Annotated in this window: 16 protein-coding genes, 1 tRNA gene, 1 rRNA gene and 1 pseudogene; 8 read left to right on the top strand and 11 right to left on the bottom strand. The window is 29.0% G+C overall.

Going from position 1 to position 11,692, the window contains the following annotated elements:
• The first annotated feature begins 1 nt into the window (after window position 1).
• The 8 genes from AC5SL9_RS00970 to AC5SL9_RS00935 all read left to right on the top strand — a co-directional run bounded on the left by AC5SL9_RS00970 (window position 2) and on the right by AC5SL9_RS00935 (window position 4,112).
• Window positions 2–1,012, top strand: a complete 1,011-nt coding sequence (locus AC5SL9_RS00970; protein ID WP_494574162.1) for a class I fructose-bisphosphate aldolase — start codon at window positions 2–4, stop codon at window positions 1,010–1,012.
• Window positions 999–1,622: a thiamine phosphate synthase gene (thiE, locus tag AC5SL9_RS00965; protein ID WP_006997321.1), complete on the top strand. Its 624-nt coding sequence runs from the start codon at window positions 999–1,001 to the stop codon at window positions 1,620–1,622. The genes AC5SL9_RS00970 and thiE overlap by 14 nt, the downstream gene beginning before the upstream one ends.
• Window positions 1,619–2,179: an elongation factor P gene (efp, locus tag AC5SL9_RS00960; RefSeq protein ID WP_494574161.1), complete on the top strand. Its 561-nt coding sequence runs from the start codon at window positions 1,619–1,621 to the stop codon at window positions 2,177–2,179. The genes thiE and efp overlap by 4 nt, the downstream gene beginning before the upstream one ends.
• Window positions 2,180–2,184: 5 nt before the next feature.
• Complete coding sequence (locus AC5SL9_RS00955; RefSeq protein ID WP_494574160.1) at window positions 2,185–2,925, top strand: inositol monophosphatase family protein; 741 nt, start codon at window positions 2,185–2,187, stop codon at window positions 2,923–2,925.
• Window positions 2,926–2,960: 35 nt separating this feature from the next.
• On the top strand, window positions 2,961–3,191 hold the full coding sequence (gene rpmE / locus AC5SL9_RS00950) for a 50S ribosomal protein L31 (protein ID WP_271512504.1): 231 nt from the start codon (window positions 2,961–2,963) through the stop codon (window positions 3,189–3,191).
• Entirely contained in the window at window positions 3,192–3,779 is a 588-nt protein-coding gene (locus tag AC5SL9_RS00945) for a DUF1013 domain-containing protein (protein WP_011281790.1), read from the top strand.
• A gap of 55 nt (window positions 3,780–3,834) precedes the next feature.
• On the top strand, window positions 3,835–4,029 hold the full coding sequence (gene rpsU / locus AC5SL9_RS00940; protein WP_006997326.1) for a 30S ribosomal protein S21: 195 nt from the start codon (window positions 3,835–3,837) through the stop codon (window positions 4,027–4,029).
• 6 nt (window positions 4,030–4,035) lie between these two features.
• Window positions 4,036–4,112 (top strand) — tRNA-Met (locus tag AC5SL9_RS00935).
• Between the two features lie 18 nt (window positions 4,113–4,130).
• Here AC5SL9_RS00935 and AC5SL9_RS00930 read toward each other — a convergent pair.
• From AC5SL9_RS00930 to AC5SL9_RS00880, 11 genes and pseudogenes are all read right to left on the bottom strand, one after another.
• Window positions 4,131–4,829 carry a transaldolase family protein gene (locus AC5SL9_RS00930; RefSeq protein ID WP_494574159.1) on the bottom strand — a complete coding sequence of 233 codons (699 nt, stop codon included), beginning with the start codon at window positions 4,827–4,829 and terminating at the stop codon, window positions 4,131–4,133.
• 5 nt (window positions 4,830–4,834) lie between these two features.
• Window positions 4,835–6,229 (bottom strand): NAD(P)(+) transhydrogenase (Re/Si-specific) subunit beta, encoded by a 1,395-nt coding sequence (locus AC5SL9_RS00925; RefSeq protein ID WP_494574158.1) that lies wholly within the window; start codon window positions 6,227–6,229, stop codon window positions 4,835–4,837.
• Window positions 6,230–6,231: 2 nt separating this feature from the next.
• Complete coding sequence (locus AC5SL9_RS00920) at window positions 6,232–6,540, bottom strand: proton-translocating transhydrogenase family protein (protein ID WP_494574157.1); 309 nt, start codon at window positions 6,538–6,540, stop codon at window positions 6,232–6,234.
• A 4-nt stretch (window positions 6,541–6,544) separates the two neighbouring features.
• Window positions 6,545–7,633: a Re/Si-specific NAD(P)(+) transhydrogenase subunit alpha gene (locus AC5SL9_RS00915; protein ID WP_494574156.1), complete on the bottom strand. Its 1,089-nt coding sequence runs from the start codon at window positions 7,631–7,633 to the stop codon at window positions 6,545–6,547.
• Between the two features lie 10 nt (window positions 7,634–7,643).
• Window positions 7,644–7,754, bottom strand: coding sequence for an aa3-type cytochrome c oxidase subunit IV (locus tag AC5SL9_RS00910; protein ID WP_494574155.1), 111 nt, complete (start codon window positions 7,752–7,754; stop codon window positions 7,644–7,646).
• A gap of 5 nt (window positions 7,755–7,759) precedes the next feature.
• Entirely contained in the window at window positions 7,760–7,885 is a 126-nt protein-coding gene (ykgO, locus tag AC5SL9_RS00905; RefSeq protein ID WP_006997331.1) for a type B 50S ribosomal protein L36, read from the bottom strand.
• Window positions 7,886–7,897: 12 nt separating this feature from the next.
• A 5S ribosomal RNA gene (rrf, locus tag AC5SL9_RS00900) occupies window positions 7,898–8,012 on the bottom strand.
• Between the two features lie 44 nt (window positions 8,013–8,056).
• Window positions 8,057–8,967 (bottom strand): annotated as a pseudogene (locus tag AC5SL9_RS00895) (NAD-dependent epimerase/dehydratase family protein).
• Window positions 8,954–9,892: a GDP-L-fucose synthase family protein gene (locus AC5SL9_RS00890; protein WP_494574154.1), complete on the bottom strand. Its 939-nt coding sequence runs from the start codon at window positions 9,890–9,892 to the stop codon at window positions 8,954–8,956. Before AC5SL9_RS00890 ends, AC5SL9_RS00895 begins: the two are co-directional and overlap by 14 nt.
• A 6-nt stretch (window positions 9,893–9,898) precedes the next feature.
• Window positions 9,899–10,927: a GDP-mannose 4,6-dehydratase gene (gene gmd / locus AC5SL9_RS00885; RefSeq protein WP_494574153.1), complete on the bottom strand. Its 1,029-nt coding sequence runs from the start codon at window positions 10,925–10,927 to the stop codon at window positions 9,899–9,901.
• 12 nt (window positions 10,928–10,939) lie between these two features.
• Window positions 10,940–11,689 (bottom strand): glycosyltransferase family 2 protein, encoded by a 750-nt coding sequence (locus tag AC5SL9_RS00880; RefSeq protein ID WP_494574152.1) that lies wholly within the window; start codon window positions 11,687–11,689, stop codon window positions 10,940–10,942.
• Window positions 11,690–11,692: the final 3 nt, after the last annotated feature.

The following is an 11,692-nucleotide window of genomic DNA, read 5'->3' as shown; positions in this document are numbered from 1 at the left end:
AATGTCAGAACTTAATAAAATTGCATTAAAAATATTGTCTAATGGTAAGGGAATCCTTGCAGCAGACGAAAGCAATGGAACCATGACCAAAAGATTAGAGTCAGTTAATGTACCTTCCAGCCCAGAAAATAGACTTTTATTTAGAGAAACTCTCTTTTCATCAAGTGGTATGAAAGATTTTATTGGTGGTGTTATTTTATACGATGAAACCATCAACCAAACATCTAACTCTAAGCAGACTATTCCAGAATTAATTTCTAAGTCTGGAGCAGTTCCAGGAATTAAAGTCGATACAGGTGCAAAAGTTCTAGCAGGGTCTAATAAGGAAAAAATTACAGAAGGTTTGGATGGCTTAAGAGAAAGACTAAAAGATTATTATAAACTTGGTGCAAGATTTACAAAGTGGAGAGGTGTTTTTAATATTTCAGATAAATATCCAAGCAAATTATCCATGCACTCCAATGCTCATGCACTGGCAAGATATTCAGCTTTAGTCCAAGAATGTGGAATGGTTCCAATTGTAGAACCTGAAGTATTAATGGATGGAGATCATTCTGCCGAAACTTGTTTTAATAAAACTTCTGAAGTTATTAAAAAATGCTTTGAAGAATTAATGATTAATAAAATAGATTTAAGTGGAATAATTTTAAAGCCTAATATGATTTTAGCAGGAACTACTGCTGATAAGAAAATATCAAGTGAAGAAGTTGCAAAGCTTACCCTAAAATGCTTAAAAGAAAATGTACCAACAGATGTACCAGGAATTGCTTTTTTATCTGGTGGACAAACAGAAGTAGAAGCAACAGAAAATTTAAACTTAATTAATAAGTATAATGACACAAATTTTATTATGACTTATTCATATGGTAGAGCCTTACAACAAAGTGCTCTTAAATTTTGGTCAAAAGATATTAACAATACTAGTGGCACTCAAAAAGTCTTTAACCACAGAGCAAATATGTGCACACTTGCAGCTCAAGGTAAATGGTCAAAAGAACTTGAAGCAGAATAAAATAAATAAGAAATTTGTTTATCTAATTTCTCCAAATAAAATATCTGATAAAAATTTTTACAATTATTTAGCTCTTGTATTAAGTTCAAAAAAAATAAGTTTTTTTCAACTAAGGCTTAAAAAAGAAACAAATTTAAATAAACTAATTATTGGAAAAAAAATTAAAAAAATTTGTAATAAGTACAAAGTTAAATTTTTAATCAACGATGATCCCTTACTTGCTAAAAAACTAAATGCAGACGGTTGTCATTTAGGTCAAAAAGATATGGACTTAATAAAAGCTAGAAAAATATTAAAGAACAAAATTATTGGTGTGACCTGTCATAATTCTATAAATCTAGCAAAAAAAGCAATTAATGATGGTGCTGATTATTTAGCTTTTGGTGCATTTTATGCAACTAAAACTAAAACAGTTAAATATAGAGCCAGTTTAACTGTATTAAAATCTATTAAAAAAATAACCTCCTTACCAATTGTAGCTATTGGAGGTATAAAACTTAGTAATTATAAAAAACTTTTATTGAATAAAGCTAACTTTTTGGCTATTTCAGGCTACATTTGGAATAATAAAAAATACAAACCATTAGAAGCTATTAGAAAATTAAAATGAAATTATACGCAAGTGAAATTAGAGTTGGAATGTTAATTGAATATAAAAATGATCTTTGGCAAGTTTTAAAGACACAACATGTAAAACCTGGCAAAGGTGGTGCTTTTGCCCAAGTTGAGATGAAAAGTGTTAACAAAAATACAAAATTAAATGAAAGATTTAGATCAAGTGAGTCTGTTGAAAAAGCTTCATTAGATGAAATAAAATTTAATTATCTTTATAGCGATGAAATTGATTATTATTTCATGGATCCAAAATCTTATGAACAAATAAATATTAAAAAAGAAACAATTGGAGAAAAAGGTAAAATGTTAACTGAAAACTTAGAAGTCAGTATAAGTTTTTATAATGAAAAACCTTTAACAGTTGAATTGCCTAATCAGGTAACGTGCACAGTTGATACAACTGATGTTGCTTTAAAGGGGCAAACAGTTTCCTCTTCTTATAAACCCGCAACTTTAGATAATGGTGTAAATATTCAAGTCCCTCCATTTATTGAAAGCGGAGATAAAATCATAGTCGATACGAGAACTATGGAATATGTCAAAAAAATATAAATTATATGCAATCAATATCAGCCAATCTAAATGTTATGATAAAGGCTGCAGAAAAAGCGTCTAGAGCTTTAATTAGAGATTTTGGAGAAATAGAAAAACTACAAGTTTCAATCAAAGGACCTACTGATTTTGTATCAAATGCTGATTTAAAAGCTGAGAAAATAATTATAGAAGAGTTAAAAAAAGCAAGACCCTACTATTCTATTATTAGTGAAGAAGAAGGTTCTGAAACTAATAAAGATAAAGAACATACATGGATAATAGACCCTATAGATGGCACTACTAATTTTTTGCATGGCGTTCCTCACTTTGCAATTTCAATTGCTTTAAAATCTGTTGATGAAATAGTTTCAGGATTAATTTATGATCCTATAAAAGACGAAATGTTTTATGCTGAAAAAGAAAGTGGAGCGTTCTTTAATAATCAAAGAATTAGAGTATCAAAAAAAAGAGAGCTTAATAGTTGCTTGTTTGCTACAGGCGGCATAACTAAAAATGAAGTTGATTTGCCTTTGAGAAAATCTGGAAGTGCAGCACTTGATATTGCCTATGTTGCAGCTGGTAGGTATGATGGTTATTTTCAAAATGATTTAAATTTGTGGGATATAGCTGCTGGTATAATATTGGTAAAAGAAGCAGGTGGCTTAATTAATGAAATTGACCTCTCACAAAATAAAAACATCAAAATAAGAGCTTCTAGTATGGCAATTAATGACAAAATGCTTGAAAAATTAAAGAACTTTTAATTGTTTTATAAAATTCTTTTGCTATAAGTCTCGATATGAAAAAAGACATACACCCAAACTACCACACAATTAAAGTAGAAATGACTGATGGAACTCAATTTGAGACAAGATCAACTTGGGGAAAAGAAGGAGAGGTTTTAAAATTAGAAATCGATCCAAAATCTCATGCTGCTTGGACAGGTGGAAAACAAAAATTAATGGACAAGGGTCGTGTGAGCAAATTCAATAAAAAATTCCAAAATTTCAGATCAGAAAAGAAAGATTAAATGTCAAACGTACCATTAATGCCAATGGCAACAGCTGTTTGGTTAGTAGAAAATACAACACTTACTTTCAAACAAATTTCAAAGTTTTGTAATTTACACGAGGTTGAAGTGCAAGGTATTGCAGATGGTGAAGTTGCAAAAGGAATAATGGCTTATAATCCTATTATATCAGGTCAACTTACTAGAGAAGAAATTGAGTTAGCTTCAAAAGATGAAAATAAAGAATTACAGATAAAAAATACTGACATTGAAATTTCAACTGAAGATAAAAAAATTAAAAAATACATTCCTTTATCTAAAAGACAAGACAAACCAGATTCAGCTTTATGGTTAATTAAACACCATTCTTTATTAAAAGATTCACAAATAGCAAAACTAGTTGGAATAACAAAAGCTTCTGTTACTGCAATTAAAAATAAAAGTTATTGGAATTATAACAATTTAAATCCTAAAGACCCTGTAGCATTAGGTCTATTTTCTCAAAAGGATCTAATCGAAGCTATTGAAAAAGCTGAAAGAAGAATAAAAAGAGAAAAAAAAGAAAAAGAGAAAGCAAAACTAACAAGAGAAGTTTCAAACATTGAATAATTTTAATAGACACCAAAATTATATAATGGTAGTTAAACATTCTTAAAAAATATTTATGAAAATAGAAGTTAAAGATAATAATATTGAACAAGCACTTAGAGTGCTTAAAAGAAAATTACAAAGAGATGGTTTTTTTAAAGTAGTGAAATTAAAAAGTGTTTATGAAAAACCTTCTGAAAAGAAAAAAAGAATTCTACAAGAGAACATTAAAAGAGTTAAAAAGCTTAATAAGCTTAAAAATAGAATTTAAATATACCGCGGGGTGGAGCAGTCTGGTAGCTCGTCAGGCTCATAACCTGAAGGTCGGCGGTTCAAATCCGTCCCCCGCAACCAATCCTCTCGACAAATTACTTAAATTTTAAACCTAGATTTTTTACTATCAACTAAAAATGCTTTAACGGTTTCTATTGTTAGTTGATCAAATGTTTTTCCAAAATTTTCTATTTTTTCAATAGTTGTTGGTGGAATAGTAATAATATGACAACCCAATTGTTTTGCTTGTAAGTAATTATAGGGCTCTCTAACACTCGCCCAAAGTATCTCTACATTTTTAAATTTTTTTGCTAAAGCTATACTTTTTTTAAATTCTGGAACTGGATCTTTACCAGTATCCGCTGCTCTACCAGCAAATATTGAAATTATAACTCTAGTCTTCTTATTAATTAATTTTAGAATTTTTTCTGTTTGCTTTGCACTATAAACTGCTGTGATATTAAGCTTAATATCTAAATTGTTAAGCTCTTTAATAATTTTACCCATAAAAATTCCTTTAGAATTAGCAACTGGTACTTTTACATAAACATTCTTTCCCCAGGTATTAATCTGAAGAGCTTGTTTTTTCATCTCTTTATATTCATCAGCAAACACCTCTAGTGAAACAGGTTTATTCTTGCAAATTTTTAATATCTTCTTTGAGTAAGACTTGTAATCTTTCGCTCCAGCTTTTCTCATTAAGCTGGGATTGGTTGTAAAACCTTTAACTATTTTTTTCTTATTAAATTTCTTTATTAAATTTAATTCTGCAATGTCACAAAATATTTTTGTTGTCATTAATTTTAAAGATTTTTAGTTATATCCTCAGTCATTTTTTTTGCATCTGCAAATAACATCAGAGTATTTTCTTTATAAAATAAGTCATTATCAATTCCAGCGTATCCAGGAGATAAACTTCTTTTTACAAATAATACTGATTTACATTTTTCAACATCTAAAACTGGCATTCCATAGATTGGACTTTGTGGATCAGTTTTTGCAACAGGATTTGTTACATCATTTGCCCCAATTACAAATGCAACGTCTGCATTAGCAAAATCATTGTTAATTTCTTCTAGCTCAAATACTTCATCATATGGAACATTAGCTTCAGCTAATAATACATTCATGTGTCCTGGCATTCTTCCTGCAACAGGATGAATTGCATAAGTAACTTTAATATCATTTTTCTTTAAGGTATCTACCATTTCTCTTAGCGCATGTTGTGCTTGAGCTACAGCCATTCCATAACCTGGAACAATTATAACTGATGATGCATTTTTCATTAAGAAAGCTGCGTCTTCCGCATTACCACTCTTAACTGGCCTTTGTTCTTTATTTCCAGTTGATGCCGACTGTTCTGTTGCACCAAACCCTCCTAAAATTACATTAAAGAAAGAACGGTTCATACCTTTGCACATTATGTAGGATAAAATTGCACCAGAAGATCCAACAAGAGCACCTGTTATAATTAATGCGGTATTTTCTAAAGTAAAACCAATTCCTGCAGCAGCCCAACCAGAGTATGAATTTAACATCGAAATCACCACGGGCATATCTGCTCCACCAATTGGAATGATTAATAAAAACCCAATTAGAAATGAAACTGCTATTAATATCCAAAAAAAGCTAGATGACTGCGATGAGCAAAGTAAGTAAGTTAAAATTAGAATTGAAATTAACAATAAAGCATTAAGAAAATGCTGCCCCTTAAAAGTGATTGGTGACCCTGACATTATTCCTTGAAGTTTTAAAAAAGCAATTATTGAACCTGAGAATGTTATCGCACCAACTGCAGCACCAATTGACATCTCGATTAAGCTTGCAAGTTTAATAGAGCCTACTGATCCTAAATTAAATGCTTCAGGATTCAAAAAAGCTGAGATTGCAACAAAAACTGCTGATAATCCAACTAAGCTGTGAAACCCTGCCACTAATTCTGGCATAGCCGTCATTGGTATCTTGTAAGCTATGAATGCCCCTATAAGTCCTCCAACCAGTAAAAAAATTAGTACATAAATTAGTCCACTAGAAAAACTTCCAACCGATAAAAAAGTAACTGTAATGGCTATCACCATACCTATAATTCCAAAGAAATTCCCTTGTCTTGATGTTTCTGGAGATGAAAGACCTCTTAATGCCAATATAAACAGAACCCCTGAAATTAAATAGAATATTGCTGATAAATTTGCTGACATAATTATTTATCTTTCTTCTTTTTTTTATACATTTGTAGCATTCTTTGAGTGACCAAAAATCCACCAAATATATTAACAGCTGCAAGTGATATTGCTAAAAAACCGAGAATATTAGAGACTGTAAATACATTGTCTGCACTTCCAGCTAGCCCTGCGATTATAGCACCAACAATAATTACTGACGATATGGCATTAGTAACTGACATTAATGGTGTGTGTAAAGATGGAGTTACGCTCCATACAACATAATAACCAATAAAAATTGATAAAATAAATATGCTTAATCTAAATATAAAAGGGTCTATTTCCATAAATCTATTTTATTAAAGTTTTCTCAATTATCTCATCTTCTAAATTAATATTAATCTTTTTATTTTCTTTATCATATAAATTGGACACAAAATTAAATACATTTTTTGAATATAGATTTGAAGCCGAAACAGGAAGCTTATTTAAAATATTTGTTTCACCCATAATCTTTACTCCATTTTTTACCACAACTTTATCAACTTCAGTAAATTCTGCATTTCCACCCTGAACTGCAGCTAAGTCATAAATAACTGATCCAGAATTCATATTATCAATCATAGAGCTTTTAATAATTAATGGAGCTTTTTTACCTGGGATTAGAGCAGTACATATTACAATGTCAATTTTCTTTAAAGTTTCAGCTAAAAGATCTTCTTGTTTTTTTTTAAATTCTTCAGATGCTTCTTTTGCATAACCACCTTCCGTCTCTAAATTTTCTGAACCCTCAACTGTTAAAAATTTTCCTCCTAAACTTTCAACTTGTTCCTTTGAAGCCATTCTAACATCTGTTGCAAAAACAATGGCACCCATTCTTTTTGCAGTTGCAATAGCTTGAAGGCCAGCCACACCCGCACCAACCACCAATACTTTTGCTGCCGGAATTGTACCCGCTGCAGTCATCATCATTGGTATTGCTTTTTCAAAATTTGCGAACGACTCTATTACTGCTTTATAGCCAGCAAGGTTGGCTTGTGAAGAGAGAATATCCATTGATTGAGCTCTAGTTATTCGGGGTAACATTTCTAAGGAAAAAATATTAATATTCTTTTTAGATAAATTTTCTATTTTTTCTTTATTTACATAGGGATTAAACACCCCAACTAAAGTTTGGTTTTCTTTTAAATTTGATATATTTTCATCTGATAATAAACCTAATTGAATAATGATATCAGCACTATTTAAAACTTCAGATTTATTACTTGAGATTTCGACACCTAACTCCTTATAGTCGCTATCTTTAAATCCTAAGTGTTCTCCATATTTTTCAACTATAGAAATTTTAAAACCAAGAGCTATATATTTTTTTGCAATATCAGGAGTGATTGCTATTCTTTTTTCTACTTTTTGATTTTCTAAAATTGAAACGATTCTCATAGAGTAAACTCTATAGTAAGAATATTGCCATTAAAACTAAAACACCTATAACAGCGACAGTTCCCCACAACACAAACTTTGTGAAATTATTCCAGGTACTTTTATGGTCTTGGTTCTCCATAAAAACTACTTCTGTCTTGCTTTAAATTTTGGGTTTGTTTTATTAATTATGTAAACTCTTCCTCTTCTTCTAACAAGTTTAGAATTAAGGTCTCTTTTTTTTAATGATTTTAACGAGCTTTTAATTTTCATAATATTTTTTATAGCCGGCAATGTCCTACTCTTCCGTGTCTTAAGACAAAGTACCATTGGCGCTGAAGGGCTTGACTTCCGAGTTCGGAATGGGATCGGGTATAACTCCTTCGCAATAATCACCGGCGCCGCATTTATACCTAAATTAATTTTATTGTAAACAAACTTTTATCAATTAAATCTAAGTTTATTATTATGCTTTTTAAGGAAATCATTCACATAATCTGATAATTTTAAGCTACCAAAATAGCTATATATCTTATTAGATTGACTAAACCTTGTTAAAGCAGATGCATATCTTTCGCCTTTCCTGGGAGGCAAATAATATAATTTTGATCTAAATAATTTAGCCACCTGATTAATTGAGTAACTCTTTTTATTTGAGATACTATAATGTCTACAAAGGTTTCTTTTCCATGCTAAATAGCAAATATTTATCGTATCATTAATATGTGTAAATCTTCTAGATTGAGTGCCTGGCTTTACGATTGGTAATGGTTTTTTTTTTTATAATAATTTTCAAAAATTCCAATTACTGTAGACATAGGTCCACTTTCTATTTGCCCAGGACCATATACATTATAAAAATAAATTACTTCATATTTCATTTTAAACCATTTTTTTAAGTTTTCTAACATTTCTAAATTTTTTGATTTAGTAAATGCGTATGGGGATAAGTTCTTATCTCTTCCTTTGTTACCAAGACTCGCAGATGTGGCTGAATATATTAATTTAATATCATACTTTAAGCAAAAATTAAAAACTGCATTAGTGCCTATAGAATTGGAATCAATGCATTCATTCATATTTAAAAAACTTTGATATATTCTTGAAAATTCTCCAAAATGAAAAATTGTTTTTATTTTATTTTTTTTATCTTTAAAAATAGAGGCTATATTTTTTGTATAACCATTAATATATTTAACTCTATTATTTTCTATATGATTAATTTTTTTTCCACTGCTATAGTTGTCTAAGCTAATAATCTTTAACTTAGTTTTTTTTAATAGTAATAAAATTAAATTTGATCCAACAAATCCTGCTCCACCCGTTACAATAATGATATTTTTAACAGATTTCATTTAAGTAAGATTTGTATGTTTTTTGAATAGATTCATTTAAATTTATCCTGTATTTCCATCCATATTTTTTTGCAAGCGAAACATCTAAAACTTTTCTTGGGGTTCCATTTGGTTTTGAAGTATCAAATTTAATAAATATTTTTTTATTAGGTAAAATTATTTTTTTCATCAAATTAGCATAATATTTGATATTATAATCTTTTCCTGTGCCAATGTTTATGATGAAATGTTTGGTCTTTTTATTCATAAAGTAAACGCAAGCATTTGCTAAATCATCTACATGAATAATTTCTCTTTTCGCCTTACCATTACCCCATAATATAAGTTTATTATTTTTATTAATTTTTAAATCATGTATTTTTTTAATAAGAGCAGGAAGGAAATGAGAGTTTAATTTATCATATTTATCTTTTTCACCAAATGTATTGGTTGGCATTAAACACTTATAATTAGTTTTATATTGATAGTTATAGCTTTGACACATTTTAATGCCTGCAATTTTTGCAATTGCGTAAGCATCATTAGTTTCCTCTAACTTTCCAGTTAGTAAATAATCTTCTTTTATAGGTTGTTTACATTTTTTTGGATAAACGCAACTGGAACCTAAAAATATCAAATCTTTAATTCCAGACAAATATGAACCATGTATGAGGTTAGATTGTATTGTTAAATTTTGATAAATAAATTCAGCCTTATGTTTTTGATTGAAGTATATTCCTCCAACTTTAGCAGCAGCAATAAAAATGAATTTTGGCTTATTCTTTTTCAAAAATTTAAGAGTTTTAACTGAGTCAGTAAGATCTAATTTCTTCTTACTTGCGGTAATAATTTTTTTGTAACCATTTCTCTTTAATTCTCTAACTATTGCACTACCAACAAGTCCATTATGTCCCGCAACATAAATTTTGCTATTTTTTTTATGCATGTTTGCTTAATTTTTTATTTCGGATTCTACCATTTCTTTAACTAGACTTTTTATATTATATTTTGGCTTCCAATTTAATTCTTTTCTAGCTTTTTTTGAATTACCCAACAAAGTATCTACTTCTAATGGTCTAAAATAAGCCTTATCACATTCAATGATACAGTTATCGTTTTTATCATAACATTTGGTATTAATTCCTTGTCCCTTCCAATAATTCTTAATTCTTAATTCTTTTAATACCAAGTCAATAAAGTTTCTTACTGAATATTGTTTACCAGAAGAGATGACATAATCTTTGGGAATTTTATTTTGTAGCATTTTCCACATTGCCTCAACATAATCTTTAGCATGTCCCCAATCTCTTTTTGCATCTAAATTTCCTAAATATAATTTTTTTTGATTTCCTGATTTTATTCTACACAATGCCATAACTATTTTTTTTGTAACAAATGTTTCACCACGAACAGGACTTTCATGATTAAATAAAATTCCATTACAAGCAAAAATTTTATAAGCCTCCCTATAATTTACAGTTATCCAGTGAGCATAAACTTTTGCCACACCGTAAGGGCTTCTTGGATAAAATGGAGTTCTTTCAGTTTGAGGTATCTCAGTTACCTTGCCAAACATTTCAGATGTTCCAGCCTGATAAAATTTAGTTTTCTTTATAAGCTTATGAAACTTTATAGCCTCTAAAATTCTAAGCGCACCCAATGCATCGGCATTTGCTGTGTACTCGGGAACCTCAAAAGAAACTGCAACATGTGATTGTGCTGCTAGGTTATAGATTTCATTTGGTTGAATTTTTTTAATTAAAGAAGAAACGGAAATTGAATCTGTAACATCACCATAATGTAAAGAAAAATTAATTTTTTTTTCATGAGGGTCTTGATATAAATGGTCTATTCTTTTTGTATTTATAGAAGATGATCTTCTTACAACACCATGAACATGGTAACCTTTTTTGATTAAAAAATCTGAAAGATAAGAACCATCCTGACCTGTTACACCAAAAATTAATGCTTTTTTTTTCATAATATAAATTAATTATTGTTTATCATTTTTTTTTAAAAAACCTAATTCAAAAAATCTATAAAAAAATAAACAGTAAATTGCTCTAAGACCATCCAACATGGATATTTTTTTTCCATTTTTATAACTTCTTCCATTATATCTTATAGGCACTTCATGGATTTTAACATTTAACAAACTGACTTTTGTAGTAATTTCTGGACAAAATCCAAATCTATTTTCTTTTAAATTAATTTTTTTAAATATTTCCTTTTTAAAGACTTTGTAGCATGTGTGAGCATCAGTTAAATTTTGCTTATTAATTATATTTGATAGGATAGTTAAAACATGATTGAAAAATATCCTATATTTTGATGTAAAATTCTTTGAATTATATCTCTTGGTATTTAATACCCTCGATCCATAAACTACTTTAAAATTATTTTTTCTAATTGGGTTTAGTAACCTGTCATAATCACTAGGACTATACTCTAAATCTGCATCTTGAATTAAAATTATTTCTCCATTTAAATATTTACTAGCTGTCTTAATACAAGCCCCTTTACCTTTATTAAACTTATGCAATATAACCTTGTCTACAAAACTTTTAGTAAATTTTTTAACTATCTCTCTGGTTCCATCTGTTGAAAAATCATCTACTAAAATAATTTCTTTTTTAAATTTATTATTTTTGTGAATTAAATTAATAATCTTTTTAATAGTATCTTTTTCATTAAAACATGGAATTATAATAGAAACTATATTACTTTGAGGAGTATTGTTCATATA

The sequence above is a fragment of the Candidatus Pelagibacter sp. PS_37 genome (assembly GCF_059417825.1).
The sequence above is the reverse complement of the archived record's forward strand: the minus strand, read 5'-3'. Positions and strand labels throughout refer to the sequence as shown.